We start from the raw sequence: 13029 nt of genomic DNA, 5'->3' as shown, positions 1-13029 counted from the left end.
CGGTTGGTCCTGCACGGCCACGTGCTCGCGCAGCTGCACCGCCGAAGTGGCCGGATCCCGCCTACGCGGCCGATGCGCGCTGACGCCCGATCAGCTCAAGGGAACGTTCCAGCAGCTCGACCGGGTCGGTGCCGGCCGGGCGGGAGAGCCAGTGGATCCGGTCGTCCCGGCGGAACCAGGACTCCTGGCGGCGGGCGAAGCGCTTGGTGGCCCGCACGGTTTCGGCCTTCGCCTCGTCCTCGGTGCACTCGCCGGCGAAGTGGTCGAGCATCTGCTGGTACCCGAGCGCCCGGGAGGCGGTCCTGCCCTCCCGCAGCCCGACCCGTTCGAGCGCGCGCACCTCGTCGAGCAGCCCGGCCTCCCACATCCGGTCGACGCGCAGGGCGATCCGCTCGTCCAGCTCGGGGCGCGGCACCGCGACGCCGATCTGCACGGCGTCGTAGACGGCGGTGTTGCTCGGCAGGTTGGCGGTGAACGGCTGCCCGGTGATCTCGATGACCTCCAGCGCGCGGACGATCCGCCGCCCGTTGCCGATCAGGATCGCCTCGGCCGCCGCCGGGTCGAGCCCGGCCAGCCGCCGGTGCAGCGCGTACGGGCCGGCCTCGGCGAGCTCCGCCTCCAGCCGGGCGCGGACGGCCGGGTCGGTGCCGGGGAACTCCATCTCGTCGATCGCCGCCCGGACGTACAGCCCGGAGCCGCCGACCAGCACCGCGGCCCGCCCGGCGGCGAGCAGCCGGTCGATCTCGGCGCGGGCCAGCCGCTGGTACTCGGCGACACTGGCGGCCTCGGTGACGTCCCAGACGTCCATCAGGTGGTGCGGGATCCCGCCCCGCTCGTCCGTCGTGAGCTTGGCGGTGCCGATGTCCATGCCCCGGTAGAGCTGCATCGAGTCGGTGTTGATGATCTCGCCGCCGAGGCTGCGGGCGACGGCCACGGCGAGGTCGGACTTGCCGGCGGCGGTCGCCCCGACGATCGACACGACGGGGGGCTGGACGGTGCGGGAGCTGCTCACCGCTCCAGTCTCGCAAAACCGCCGCGGGACCGGGCACCGGGCTGCCTCCCGCCCCCGATTGCGCGACGATATGACTGTTTCCGGCTGTTTCCAGGCCCTGGTCCGGTTTGCGAACGCTTTACCCCTCCCGGACGTTGGGCAGGAAACAGGGAGAGAAGGAGATCGCCATGGGCCTGATGGACAACCTCAAGGGCAAGGCCGAGGAGCTCAAGGAGCGCGCCAGCGAGCTCGCCGGCAAGCACCACGACCAGATCGACAGCATGGTGGACAAGGCCGGCGGCGCCATCGACAAGGCGACCAAGGGCAAGTACAGCGACAAGATCGAGCACGGTGCCAGCAAGGCCAAGGGCGCGGTCGACGACTTCGCCCACAAGCCGGAGCCCGGCGAGGAGGGCACCGGCGGCAACGGCCGGGCGCCGCACGCCTGAGCGCGGGTGCGGCGGTGATCAGCTCCAGGACGCCACGAAGTACCCGACGCCGTACGGCGCGTCCTGGTAGCCGAGCCGCGCGGTGAGGCCGGCGCCCTCGGCGGCGCCGGCCAGCACCTGCCAGGGCGCCCGGCCGTCGGCCTTCAGTTCGGCGGCCAGGGCGGCGTCCAGCGCGGCCAGGGCGGGGAGGTCGGCCGAGCCCAGGGCGGCGGCCAGCGCCGCGTCGTAGCCCTCGGCGCGCTCGTCCAGGTAGCCGGGCGCCTTCACCGTGCGGCAGGCGCTGCCGCCGCCGAGCACCAGCAGGGCGACGCGGTCGGCCAGCCCGGCCAGGCCCTGGCCCAGCCCGAGCATGCGGTCGGCGGGGGCGTCCTCGGGCACGGCGCAGGCGTGCGTCGGCAGGGTCACCCCGGCGCGCTCCAGCAGCCACGCCCCGACGGTCAGCGAGGGCGCGAGCTCCGGCCCCTCGACCCGGCCGCCCGGCAGCTTGGCCACCAGCGGCACCCCGTAGCGCTGGAAGGAGCCCGCCCCGCCCTCGGTCCACACCTCGGCCCCGGGCCCGGCGCCGACCACCACGACCAGCTCGGGCCCGGCCGCGACCAGCGCCGCCAGTGCCTCGTCGCAGGCGGCCCGCAGCGCGTCCAGTTCGCTCGCCGCCCCGGCGGCGACCTCGGGGACGAGCAGCGGCGGACAGGGGCACACGGCGGCGGCTACCAGCATGTGGATCACTCTAGTGCCGTGGCCGGACAGGTCCGCCGTGTTGCGACGCCCGGCCACGGCACCAGCCGAGAAGCACGGCGGCCCGGCGGGACCCGAAGGTCCTGCCGGGCCGCCGGAGCGTCCTGCGCGGGGGCGGGCGGGGCGGGCGTCAGTCCCCGCAGCAGCCGCCCGCCGGGGCCGCGAGCGGCAGCGCCGCCGGGGCGCCGACGCTCGGCAGGCCGAGCATCACGCCAGCCGGCTTGGCGGCGGGCTTGGCCTGGCGCTTCTCCCACGCGTCGCCCGCGCGGGTGCGGCGCACGGCGAGGGCCGGGCCCTCGGCCAGCAGGTGGTGCGGGGCGGCGTAGGTGATCTCGACGGTCACCACGTCACCCGGGCGCACCGGCTCGGCGGGCCGCGTGCTGTGCTCGTCGTTCAACCCTCGAAGCCTCGGGTTGAAGTGCACGAGGCGGTTGTCGGGGGCGCGTCCGGAGAGGCGGTCGGTCTTGCCGTCCTTCTTGCCCTCGCCCTCGGCGACCAGGATCTCCAGCGTGCGGCCGACCTGCTTCTTGTTCTCGTCCCAGGAGATCTCCTCCTGGAGCGCGATGAGCCGGTCGTAGCGGGCCTGCACGACGGCCTTCGGCACCTGGTCCGCCATCTCCGCGGCCGGGGTGCCGGGGCGCTTGGAGTACTGGAAGGTGAACGCGTTGGTGAAGCGCGCCTCGCGGACGACGTGCATCGTCTCCTCGAAGTCCTCCTCGGTCTCGCCGGGGAAGCCCACGATGATGTCGGTGGAGATGGCCGCGTCCGGCATGGCCTCGCGGACCTTGCGGATGATCCCGAGGAAACGGTCCTGCCGGTAGGAGCGGCGCATCGCCTTGAGGACGCGGTCCGAGCCGGACTGCAGCGGCATGTGCAGCTGGTGCATCACGTTCGGCGTCTCGGCCATCGCGGCGATGACGTCGTCGGTGAAGTCGCGCGGGTGCGGGGAGGTGAAGCGGATCCGCTCCAGGCCCTCGACCTGGCCGGCGGCGCGCAGCAGCTTGGAGAAGGCCTCGCGGTCGCCCAGGTCGGAGCCGTAGGCGTTGACGTTCTGGCCGAGCAGGGTCACCTCGATGACGCCCTCGTCCACCAGCGCCTCGATCTCGGCGAGGACGTCGCCGGGGCGGCGGTCCTCCTCCTTGCCGCGCAGCGCGGGCACGATGCAGAAGGTGCAGGTGTTGTTGCAGCCGACCGAGATCGAGACCCAGGCGGCGTAGGCGGACTCGCGGCGGGTGGGCAGCGTGGAGGGGAAGGTCTCCAGCGACTCCAGGATCTCGACCTGGGCCTTCTTCTCGACCGCGGCCCGCTCCAGGAGCGCCGGCAGGTGGCCGATGTTGTGGGTGCCGAACACCACGTCGACCCAGGGGGCGCGCTGGACGATGGTGTCGCGGTCCTTCTGCGCGAGGCAGCCGCCGACGGCGATCTGCATGCCCTGGTTGCGGCCCTTGGCCGGCGCGAGCTGCCCGAGGTTGCCGTACAGCTTGTTGTCGGCGTTCTCGCGCACCGCGCAGGTGTTGAACACCACCAGGTCCGGGTCGCCCTCGGGCCCGGCCTTGACGTAGCCCGCCTCCTCCAGCAGCCCGGACAGGCGCTCGGAGTCGTGGACGTTCATCTGACAGCCGTGCGTGACGACCTTGTAGCTCTTCAATCCGCTCTCACCGCTCACCAGACCAGGGTACGGGCACGCGTGAAGGGCTTTTTCACGGACGGCGGCCCCGCGGCCCCTCCCGTTCTGCCGGGGCGCCTGGCACTATCCCTGCATGACCCCCACCGTTCCCTCACGTCCGGGCGCCGTGCTCCGCGCGGCCGCCCGAAGCCCGCTGTGGCGGACGGTCCTGGTACTGGCCCTGCTGCTGGCGGGACTCGGCGGGTGGTGGCTCTCGGCGGGCCGCTCGCCCGGCTACCCGCGCGGGGAGACGCACTTCGCGACGGGCGTGCAGCGCGGGGTCTACGACCGGTACGGGCAGCTGCTGCAGGCGCACGTCGCCAAGTCGATGCCCGGGGTGCGGCTGGCGCTGGACAACACCGACGGCTCGGTCGAGAACCTGAAGCGGGTGGCCGACGGCCGGGACCAGTTCGCCATAGCGACGGCCGACGCCGTCGCCGACTACCAGGGGCCCGGCAAGGACCGGCTGCGGGCGATCGCCCGGCTCTACGACGACTACCTCCAGCTGATCGTCCCGGCCTCCTCGCCGGTCCAGCGCACCGCCGACCTCAAGGGCCTGCGGGTGGGCGTGGGCCTGCCGCAGTCCGGGGTGAACCTGGTGACCAGGCGGCTGCTGACCGCCGCCGGCCTGGACCCGGACCGGGACATCAAGGGCGTGCCGGACGGGGTCGGCGACGCCGCCGACGACCTGCGCGAGGGCAGGGTGGACGCCTTCTTCTGGTCCGGCGGCCTGCCCACCAGCGCGCTGACCGACCTCTCCGACCACGTCCGGATCAGGATCGTCCCGCTGGCCGACCTGTCCGAGCAGCTCCACAAGGCCGAGGGCGGCGGCACCGACGCCTACCGGGCGGCCACCATGCCCAAGGGCACCTACCCGAACGCCGAGCCGCAGGACGCCGTCGCCACCGTGGCGGTGCCCAACCTGCTGATCACCCGGGACGACGTCGACCCCGGCCTGGTCCAGGGCATGACCGAGGCGGTGATCGACAGCCGCGACCAGATCGGCGCCCAGGTCCACGCCGCCCAGCTGGTCGACCTGCGCACCGCCGTGTACACCGACCCGCTCCCCCTCCACGAGGGCGCGATGCGCTACTACCGCTCGGTCAAGCCCTGACCTGGCGCGTCCGCGACCACTGCTTCCCCGACTACTGCTTCCCCGGGCGGGGCACGGCCAGGGTCACCGCGAGCCCGGTCGGCTTGACCGGGGCGAAGCCGAGCGAACCGCCGCCCGCCAGCAGCAGGGTGCGGGCGATCGACAGGCCGAGCCCGGAGCCGTCCACGTTCTGGTGCCGCGGGCTGCGCCAGAACCGGTCGCCCGCCCGGGAGACCTCCTCCTCGGTGAGGCCCGGCCCGGCGTCGCTGACCGTCACCGCGACCTCGTCGCGCCGCACCGCGACCCGCAGCCGCACCCGGCTGCCCTCCGGGGAGAACTTGAGCGCGTTGTCCAGGACCGCGTCCAGCGCCGAGCCGAAGCCGATCGGGTCGGCCATGCCGAGCGCGAGCGCCGGGCCGTCCCAGCGCAGCTCGATGCCGCGCTGCACGGCCACCGTCCGCCAGGCGTCGACCCGGGCGAGGGTGAGCGCGGCGAGGTCGGTCGGCTCGGGTTCGGGGCGGGCGTGCTCGGCGGTGGCGAGGCCGAGCAGGTCGTCCAGCACCCGGGCCAGCCGGGCGCCCTCCTCGCGGACGACGCCCAGCTCCTCCTCGTGCCCCTCGGGCAGTTCCAGGCCGAGCACCTCGACCCGCAGCAGCAGCGCGGCCAGCGGGTTGCGCAGCTGGTGGGAGGCGTCCGCGACGAAGGCCTTCTGCTGGTCCAGGGCGAGCACGACGTGGTCGGCCATCTCGTTGAACGAGTGCGCCAGCCGCTGCAGTTCGGGCGGGCCGCCGCCGGGGGCGACCCGGGCGTTCATCCGGCCGGTGGCGATGTCGTGGGTGGCCCGGTCCAGGGTGCGCACCGGGCGCAGCACCCACTCGGTGAGCCGGACGGCGAGCAGCACGGCGACGATCATCGCGGCGGCCTCGCCGGCCCCGATCACCAGCCAGCTGTGCAGGATCCGGGTGCGCAGCGCCCCGGTCGGCGACTCGCTGAGCACCACGGCGACGACGTCGCCGTCGCGCACCACCGGGGCCGCGACGATGACCGTGCGGTCACCGGTCCACGGCCAGACCTGGGGCGGGTTGTGGCTGCGCCGCCCGTCCAGCGCCTCCTGGAAGGCCTGGGCGCCGGAGCCGCCGGAGGGCACCGTCCAGTTCTTCGGCGCGGCGGCGATCGGGACGCCGTCGCGCTGGAAGATGCCGAGGCGCACGCCGTACAGGTCGTAGTAGCGGGCGACCTCGGCGTCGATCGCGTTGCGCCGGCTGAGGTCGCCGGGGGCGGGCCCCGGGTCGCCCTTGCGCGCCGCGTCCGAGGTGCCGGAGGTGGGCAGGTCCTGGGCGAAGCGGGCGGCGTCGTCGAGCCGGTCGACGACCACCTTGGTCTGCTGGGCCGCCGCGACCGCCGCCGCGAGCGGCAGCCCGAGGGCGGCCAGGACGCAGACCATCAGGGCGAGCAGGATGCCGAGCAGGCGATTGCGCACGTACGGTCAGTGCTCCGCGCCGGCCGGGGGCGCGTCCGGGGCGGCCGCCGGGCACTCGGGGATCAGCCGGTAGCCGACGCCGCGCACGGCCTCGACCAGGCCGGGCAGCGCGAGCTTGTTGCGCAGCGAGCCGATGTGGACCTCCAGCGTGCGGCCGTTGCCCTCCCAGCCGCTGCGCCACACCTCGCTGAAGATCTGCTCGCGGCGGTAGACCACGCCGGGGCTCTGGGCGAGCAGCGCGAGCAGGTCGAACTCCTTGCGGGTGAGCGGCACGTCGCGGCCGTCCACGCTGACCCGGCGGCGCTCCCGGTCGATCCGTATGCCGCGGGACTCCAGCGGACCGCGCTGCTGCGGGACGGCGTCGGGCGCGGCCGGGGAGGCGGCGGACGGCGCGGCGCCGCGGCGGGCGACGGCGTGGATGCGGGCGAGCAGTTCGCCCATGTCGTACGGCTTGGTGACGTAGTCGTCGGCGCCGAGGTTGAGGCCGTGGATCCGGGAGCGGATGTCGGCCCGGGCGGTGACCATGATCACCGGGACGCCGCTGCCGGCCCGGATCCGGCTGCACACCTCGAAGCCGTCGCGGTCGGGCAGCCCGAGGTCGAGCAGCACCACCCGGTACGGCTCGTTGCCGTCCGGCACCAGCGCGTCCAGGGCCTCGTGCCCGCTGCGGGCGTGCCGGACCTGGAACCCGTGCCGTCCCAGCACCGCGACCAGCGCGGCGGCCACGCGTTCGTCGTCCTCGACGAGCAGTAGTCGCATGTCTCCTCCTTCCCCGTTCCCCGACGTCTCCAGGGGCCCCGGGGACTCCCCCGGGCGGTGATCACCGGGGCCGCTCGGTCGGTCCCGGTCCTGCGCAGTATGGGCCAGCGGGCCGCCGGACGCCAGGTTCGGCCGCGCGGCGGGGCTCCGCGGGACGCACCGCGCGGGCGCCGTCCACGTCAACCGTGCCCCGATCGCGGCCGGACGAACAGCTTGCGAGCGCCGTGTGGCCGTTTCGTGATGCTCAAGTTCCGCTCAGATCGGCTGACGAGGCATCGTCACGGCTCCTATGGTCGGCCCACCGGGGGCTGCGGCTCCGCCGGCTGCGGCCCCCGGATTTCGTACCACCATTGCAGCCCAAGGGAGTTCAGACTTCGCGCGGGCCGAACGAGAGAGCAGGCGCGATGACCGGGAATCCGATCATGGACTCGAAGTCCGCAGCCGCTCCGCTGGTCGTGCTGGACGGCGTGAACAAGCACTACGGCGCCCTCCACGTGCTCCAGGGCATCGACCTGCGGATCACCCAGGGCGAGGTCGTGGTGCTGATCGGGCCCTCCGGATCGGGCAAGTCCACGCTCTGCCGGACGATCAACCGGCTGGAGACCATCGACTCCGGCACCATCACCATCGACGGCCGCCCGCTGCCCGCCGAGGGCAAGGAGCTGGCCCGGCTGCGCGCCGAGGTCGGCATGGTGTTCCAGAGCTTCAACCTGTTCGCCCACAAGACCGTGCTGGAGAACGTGGTCATGGGCCAGGTCAAGGTGCGCAAGGTGGCGCGCCCGCAGGCCGAGAAGACGGCCCGGGAGCTGCTGGAGCGCGTCGGCGTCGGCGCGCAGGCGGACAAGTACCCGGCCCAGCTGTCCGGCGGCCAGCAGCAGCGCGTGGCGATCGCCCGCGCGCTGGCCATGAAGCCGAAGGTGATGCTCTTCGACGAGCCCACCTCGGCCCTCGACCCGGAGATGGTCAACGAGGTGCTGGAGGTCATGCGCCAGCTGGCCGCCGACGGCATGACGATGGTCGTGGTCACCCACGAGATGGGCTTCGCCCGCTCCGCCGCGAACCGGGTGCTGTTCATGGCCGACGGAAAGATCGTCGAGCAGAACACGCCGGACGCCTTCTTCACCGCACCGCGCTCCGAGCGCGCCAAGGACTTCCTCTCCAAGATCCTGCACCACTGACGCTCCGCCTCCCCCGGAAGGCCGGCCCGCCAACGGCGCCGGCCGGCCCGCCCCTGCGCACAACTTCCAGACGCCAGAGCCCGGTTGACCCCGTGGCCCAGCCCCCAGGAGAACAACCCTCATGAGGACTCGTCGCACCCTCGCCGTCGCGCTCTGTGCCGTCGCGCTCACCGCCACCGCCGCGTGCGGCAAGGACGGCTCGCCCGACGCCGCCGCCACCCCCAGCGGCGCCCCCGCGCTGCCGACCTACACGGTCAAGACCGACGTCAAGATCGACTCGGCGGTGCTCGCCGAGGCCCACAAGCGCGGCCAGCTGATCATCGGCGCCAAGGCCGACCAGCCGTTCCTCGGCTGGGAGGACGTCGCCAGCGGCGACCGCAGCGGCTTCGACATCGAGATCGCCAAGATGGTCGCCGCCGACCTCGGCTTCACCCCGCAGCAGATCAAGTGGCAGACGCTGGTCTCCTCGCAGCGCGAGCCCGCCATCGCCAAGGGCCAGATCGACTTCTACGTCGGCACCTACAGCATCAACGACGAGCGCAAGAAGTCGGTCTCCTTCGCCGGCCCGTACTACATCGCCGGCCAGGACCTGCTGGTGAAGGCCGACAACAAGGACATCACCGGCAAGGACGCGGTCACGGGCAAGAACGTCTGCACCGCCACCGGCTCGACGTCCATCAAGAACATCCAGCAGTACAACCCGAAGATCACGCAGTTCGACACCTACTCGGCCTGCGTCGAGAAGCTGCTGTCCGGCGAGGTCGACGCCGTCACCACCGACGACGCGATCCTCAAGGGCTACGCCTCCAAGTACAGCCCCAAGCTCAAGGTGGTCGGCCAGCCGTTCACCCAGGAGAAGTACGGCGTCGGCCTCAACAAGGACGACGCGGCCCTGCGCAACGCCATCAACGACTCCATCAAGGCGCACCAGGACAACGGCGACTGGAAGAAGGCGTACGACGCGACCCTCGGCCTCTCCGGCTCCGCGGCGCCCACCCCGCCGGCCCTCGAGCGCTACTGATCCACCCGCCCGATTCCTTACCGCTCCTGAGAGGAGGGCCGCCGGATGGGTTTCCTGTTCGAGGACGGCAACTTCACGCTGTTCCGCGACGGCTTCCTGCAGACGATCGAGCTGAGCGCCCTCAGCGCGCTGCTCGCCCTGCTGCTGGGCACCCTGCTGGCGGCCTTCCGGGTCTCCCCGGTCCCGGTGCTGCGCGCCTTCGGCACCGGCTGGGTGACGATCTTCCGCAACACCCCGCTGACCCTGCTGTTCTTCGCCGTCGAGTTCGGACTGCCCGCGCTCGACGTGCACTTCGAGCACCTCACCTTCGCGACGCTGGCGCTCGGCGGGTACACCGCCTCGTTCGTCTGCGAGGTGCTGCGCTCGGGCATCAACACCGTGCCGCTCGGCCAGGCCGAGGCCGCCCGCAGCCTCGGCATGACCTTCGGCCAGACGCTCACCCTGGTCGTCCTGCCGCAGGCCGCCCGGACCGTGCTGGCCCCGATGAGCAGCGTGTTCATCGCCCTGCCGAGGAACTCGGCGATCGCCGGCGCGTTCAGCGTCGGCGAGCTGTACAGCGCGCAGCAGACCTTCTCCGAGCGCGGCTACTCGATCTTCTCGATCTTCTTCTGGGTGGCCTGCGCCTACCTGGTGATCAGCGCCGTGATCGCCACCCTGTTCCGCATCCTGGAGTCCCGACTGGCGGTGGCCCGATGAACAGCCCCTTCACCCGCGGCTCGACCGCCAGCGTCCTGTACGACGCCCCCGGTCCGAAGGCCCGCACGCGGTACCGGCTGTTCGGCGTGCTGGCGTTCGTCGCGATCGCCGGCCTGCTCTGGTACGCCGTCACGGCGCTGTCCGACAGCGGCCAGTTCGACGCCGGGCTCTGGGACGTCTTCCAGTACAACACCATCCAGCAGCGGATCCTGGACGGCCTGCTCTCCACCCTGGAGGCCTTCGGCCTGGCGGCGCTGTTCTCGCTCACCCTCGGCTCGCTGCTCGCCGCCGGGCGGCTGTCCGACCACAAGCCGGTGCGCTGGGTGTGCACCGCGATCGTCCAGTTCTTCCGGGCGATGCCGCTGCTGATCCTCATCGTCGCGCTCTACTACGCGTTCTTCGCCAAGGACCCGATGTGGGCGCTGGTGCTCGGCCTCACCCTCTACAACGGCGCGGTCCAGGCCGAGATCATCCGCAGCGGCGTCAACGCCGTCCCCCGGGGCCAGTCCGAGGCGGCGTACGCCCTCGGGATGCGCAAGACCCAGGTGATGGCCGGCATCCTGGTGCCGCAGGCGGTCCGCTCGATGCTGCCGACGATGATCGGCCAGCTGGTCGTCACCCTGAAGGACACCTCGCTCGGCTTCGTCATCACCTACCACGAGCTGCTGTTCGTCGGTAAGGCGATCGCGAGCCAGCCGATGAACGCCGCGGGCTTCCCCTACATCCCGGTGGTCCTGGTGATCGGTCCGATCTACGTCGCGATGTGCCTGTTGCTCACCGCGCTCGCCCGGTGGATCGAAGCACGCGGCCGTCGCGGCGCGAACCGGCGCACTTCGGCTGCTGCTTGACGGACACGCAGGTGAACTGTTGCATTGCTCTTCGTGACACCTCCCGGGAGCTTCCACGCGGCATATGACGCCAGCCTGACGGCCTGCCCATGCCCGGCCTTCCGGGCCCGAACGGTCCACCCCCGCCCGGAGGGCCCGGCATGGACCCGGTGATCGTGGTCGGGGCCGGACCGGTCGGTCTGGCCCTGGCCCTCGCGCTCGCCCGGCACGAGGTGCCGACCGTCGTCCTGGACGAGGGCTCCGGGCTCTGCCCCGAGGGCCCGCGCAGCGTCGTCCTCGGGGCCGACTCCACCGCCTTCCTCACCCGGATCGGCTACCCCCGGGCCGTCTCCGACTCCGCCCTCTGGGACTCCTTCGCCATCTGGCGGCGCCGCCAGGAGGTGCTGCGGATCGACCTCACCGACTCGCCCGCCTTCCACCTGCCGCAGCACCGCCTCCAGCGCGGCCTGCGCGACGCCCTCACCGGCACCCCGCTGGTCAGACTCGTCCCGCTCAGCCGCGTCACCGAGCTCGTCCAGGACCGCGACGGCGTCAGCGTCCGCACCCACGGCACCCAGGACGGCTCCAGCACCTGGTGGCGCGGCAGCCACCTGGTCGGCTGCGACGGCGCGCGCTCCACGATCCGCAAGCTCCTGAAGATCCGCTTCCCCGGCCGCCCGGCCGTCGACCGCAACGCCATCGCCACCGTCCGGGTCGACCTGCCCTTCGACGGCGCCCGGCTGCACCGCGAGCCGCCGTGGCGCGGCGACCGCGAGGCCTCCGCCCGCCCCCTGCCGGACGGCGTCTGGCGGCTCGACTGGCGCCTGCCGCCCGGCCGCCCGGCCCCCACCGAGCAGGTCGACCCGCACGCCACCTGGCCCGGCGTCGTCACCGGCGACACCCTGCTCAACCGCGTCACCGCGAGCCTCACCGGCTGGTGCGGCGAACTCCCCCGCTTCGAGCTGCTCGCCGCCGCCGACCACACCGCCCAGCAGCGCCTCGCCGCCCGCTTCCGCAGCGGCCGCTGCTTCCTCGCCGGCGACGCCGCCCACCTGCACGGCGCCCTCGGCATGCAGAACCTCGCCGACGGGCTGCGCGACGCCGACAACCTCGCCTGGCGGCTCGCCCTCGCCTGGCACCTCCACTCCGGCGGCCCCCAGCCCGGCGGCTCCCTCCTGGACGGCTACGAGGCCGAGCGCCGCGGCGCCGTCGGCGCCCGGCTGCGCGCCGTCGACCAGTCCATGCCGCTGCTGCGCCCGCTGCGCGGCTGGCAGCAGACCCGGCGCTCGCTGCTCGTCGGCGGCTTCCGCAAGCACGCGCCGCTGCTCGCCGACGGCCAGCTCGGCACCGGCCGCTTCGGCGGCGCGCCCGCCTACCCGGCGGCGCCCTCGGGCGTCCCCGGCCGGGTGCCGGTCCAGCGCGGCGCGCGCACCACCACCTCGCTCAGCGAGCTGCTGCCCGCCACCGCCCCCGGCGTGCTCGTGCCCGACCTCCCGGTGCTCTCCGCCGACGGCAGCCCCGACCACCTCCACGCCCGGCTCGGCTCGACCTTCCTGCTGCTGCTCGTGGCCCCCGGCACCGCCGTCTGGTCCGCCGAGCACTGGCTGGGCGCCGGGCTGATGCCCCGGCTCGCCGAGGTCGCGAACGCCCTGCCCGTCCCGGCCGAGGTGCTCGTCGCCGAGGAGTACCCGGACGCCGGCCCGCACACCGTGCTGCTGATCCGGCCGGACGGGCACCTCGTCGGCGTCACCCAGGGCGCCGCCGCCGAGGACCTGCTGGCGCTCGCCGACCGGGCCCGGGGCGGCCCGGCACCGCTCACCGGCGCGGCCGAGCCCGAACCCGAGCCGGCCCCGGAGGCCGTCCCCGAGCGGCTCGACCCCTCTGCCGTGCCACCTCGGTGACCCCGCTCTCCCGGACCACCGTCACCCGGATCCGCCCCGGGTGGGTCAGCTCCTCGGACACCCGCCGGGCGACCTCCCGGGCGATCAGCCCGGCCCCGAGGTCGTCCACCGCCTCCGGCCGCACCATGACGCGCACCTCGCGCCCGGCCTGCACGTTCCGCCGCTACGAGACCCGGTAGCGCAACGCCCCCGGGGTGCGCACGAGTTCGGGGTGCTCCCGCCGCCCCGGACGG

At 73.5% G+C, this 13029-nt stretch carries 13 protein-coding genes; 8 read left to right on the top strand and 5 right to left on the bottom strand.

The window, feature by feature from the left end:
- Positions 1 to 61 precede the first annotated feature (61 nt).
- A complete protein-coding gene (gene miaA / locus ACFVSN_RS35155) occupies positions 62 to 1012 on the bottom strand; it encodes a tRNA (adenosine(37)-N6)-dimethylallyltransferase MiaA (protein ID WP_387957535.1) in 951 nt (316 codons plus the stop codon).
- A gap of 167 nt (positions 1013 to 1179) precedes the next feature.
- On the opposite strand from miaA, the gene ACFVSN_RS35150 reads away from it, so the two are divergent.
- On the top strand, positions 1180 to 1440 hold the full coding sequence (locus tag ACFVSN_RS35150) for an antitoxin (protein ID WP_380448751.1): 261 nt from the start codon (positions 1180 to 1182) through the stop codon (positions 1438 to 1440).
- A gap of 18 nt (positions 1441 to 1458) precedes the next feature.
- Here ACFVSN_RS35150 and ACFVSN_RS35145 read toward each other — a convergent pair whose 3' ends face one another.
- Both ACFVSN_RS35145 and miaB read right to left on the bottom strand, forming a co-directional pair.
- On the bottom strand, positions 1459 to 2157 hold the full coding sequence (locus ACFVSN_RS35145; RefSeq protein ID WP_329924765.1) for a hypothetical protein: 699 nt from the start codon (positions 2155 to 2157) through the stop codon (positions 1459 to 1461).
- Between the two features lie 148 nt (positions 2158 to 2305).
- On the bottom strand, positions 2306 to 3841 hold the full coding sequence (miaB, locus tag ACFVSN_RS35140) for a tRNA (N6-isopentenyl adenosine(37)-C2)-methylthiotransferase MiaB (protein WP_387957532.1): 1536 nt from the start codon (positions 3839 to 3841) through the stop codon (positions 2306 to 2308).
- Positions 3842 to 3935: 94 nt separating this feature from the next.
- Between miaB and ACFVSN_RS35135 the strand changes: the two genes are divergently transcribed.
- Complete coding sequence (locus tag ACFVSN_RS35135) at positions 3936 to 4955, top strand: TAXI family TRAP transporter solute-binding subunit (RefSeq protein WP_380445402.1); 1020 nt, start codon at positions 3936 to 3938, stop codon at positions 4953 to 4955.
- Between the two features lie 31 nt (positions 4956 to 4986).
- Here the strand turns inward: ACFVSN_RS35135 and ACFVSN_RS35130 are convergent, their stop codons facing one another.
- Both ACFVSN_RS35130 and ACFVSN_RS35125 read right to left on the bottom strand, forming a co-directional pair.
- Positions 4987 to 6414 carry a sensor histidine kinase gene (locus tag ACFVSN_RS35130; RefSeq protein WP_380445401.1) on the bottom strand — a complete coding sequence of 476 codons (1428 nt, stop codon included), beginning with the start codon at positions 6412 to 6414 and terminating at the stop codon, positions 4987 to 4989.
- 6 nt (positions 6415 to 6420) lie between these two features.
- Positions 6421 to 7173 (bottom strand): response regulator transcription factor, encoded by a 753-nt coding sequence (locus ACFVSN_RS35125; RefSeq protein ID WP_380445400.1) that lies wholly within the window; start codon positions 7171 to 7173, stop codon positions 6421 to 6423.
- A 422-nt stretch (positions 7174 to 7595) separates the two neighbouring features.
- Here ACFVSN_RS35125 and ACFVSN_RS35120 point away from each other — a divergent pair, with 422 nt between their 5' ends.
- The 6 genes from ACFVSN_RS35120 (at position 7596) to ACFVSN_RS35095 (ending at position 12975) form a co-directional block, all read left to right on the top strand.
- Entirely contained in the window at positions 7596 to 8351 is a 756-nt protein-coding gene (locus ACFVSN_RS35120) for an amino acid ABC transporter ATP-binding protein (protein WP_380445399.1), read from the top strand.
- 121 nt (positions 8352 to 8472) lie between these two features.
- Positions 8473 to 9372: a glutamate ABC transporter substrate-binding protein gene (locus ACFVSN_RS35115; protein ID WP_380498307.1), complete on the top strand. Its 900-nt coding sequence runs from the start codon at positions 8473 to 8475 to the stop codon at positions 9370 to 9372.
- 45 nt (positions 9373 to 9417) lie between these two features.
- Positions 9418 to 10068, top strand: a complete 651-nt coding sequence (locus tag ACFVSN_RS35110) for an amino acid ABC transporter permease (protein WP_380445397.1) — start codon at positions 9418 to 9420, stop codon at positions 10066 to 10068.
- On the top strand, positions 10065 to 10916 hold the full coding sequence (locus ACFVSN_RS35105) for an amino acid ABC transporter permease (protein ID WP_380445396.1): 852 nt from the start codon (positions 10065 to 10067) through the stop codon (positions 10914 to 10916). Before ACFVSN_RS35110 ends, ACFVSN_RS35105 begins: the two co-directional genes overlap by 4 nt.
- Positions 10917 to 11056: 140 nt before the next feature.
- Entirely contained in the window at positions 11057 to 12796 is a 1740-nt protein-coding gene (locus ACFVSN_RS35100) for an FAD-dependent monooxygenase (protein ID WP_387591415.1), read from the top strand.
- Complete coding sequence (locus ACFVSN_RS35095) at positions 12793 to 12975, top strand: hypothetical protein (RefSeq protein WP_387591418.1); 183 nt, start codon at positions 12793 to 12795, stop codon at positions 12973 to 12975. Before ACFVSN_RS35100 ends, ACFVSN_RS35095 begins: the two co-directional genes overlap by 4 nt.
- The last annotated feature ends 54 nt before the right edge of the window (positions 12976 to 13029 follow it).

It is taken from the genome of Kitasatospora sp. NPDC057904 (genome assembly GCF_042887925.1).
In the GTDB taxonomy this organism is placed as follows: Bacteria; Actinomycetota; Actinomycetes; order Streptomycetales; family Streptomycetaceae; genus Kitasatospora.
Note: the sequence above shows the minus strand (reverse complement) of the source record. Positions and strands in the feature narration are given on the sequence as shown.

Coding starts and splice junctions, on each gene's coding strand:
- ACFVSN_RS35150 (WP_380448751.1), top strand. CDS start 1,180: ATGGGCCTGATGGACAACCTCAAGGGCAAGGCCGAGGAGCTCAAGGAG.
- ACFVSN_RS35145 (WP_329924765.1), bottom strand. CDS start 2,157: ATGCTGGTAGCCGCCGCCGTGTGCCCCTGTCCGCCGCTGCTCGTCCCC.
- ACFVSN_RS35135 (WP_380445402.1), top strand. CDS start 3,936: ATGACCCCCACCGTTCCCTCACGTCCGGGCGCCGTGCTCCGCGCGGCC.
- ACFVSN_RS35125 (WP_380445400.1), bottom strand. CDS start 7,173: ATGCGACTACTGCTCGTCGAGGACGACGAACGCGTGGCCGCCGCGCTG.
- ACFVSN_RS35120 (WP_380445399.1), top strand. CDS start 7,596: ATGGACTCGAAGTCCGCAGCCGCTCCGCTGGTCGTGCTGGACGGCGTG.
- ACFVSN_RS35115 (WP_380498307.1), top strand. CDS start 8,473: ATGAGGACTCGTCGCACCCTCGCCGTCGCGCTCTGTGCCGTCGCGCTC.
- ACFVSN_RS35110 (WP_380445397.1), top strand. CDS start 9,418: ATGGGTTTCCTGTTCGAGGACGGCAACTTCACGCTGTTCCGCGACGGC.
- ACFVSN_RS35105 (WP_380445396.1), top strand. CDS start 10,065: ATGAACAGCCCCTTCACCCGCGGCTCGACCGCCAGCGTCCTGTACGAC.
- ACFVSN_RS35100 (WP_387591415.1), top strand. CDS start 11,057: ATGGACCCGGTGATCGTGGTCGGGGCCGGACCGGTCGGTCTGGCCCTG.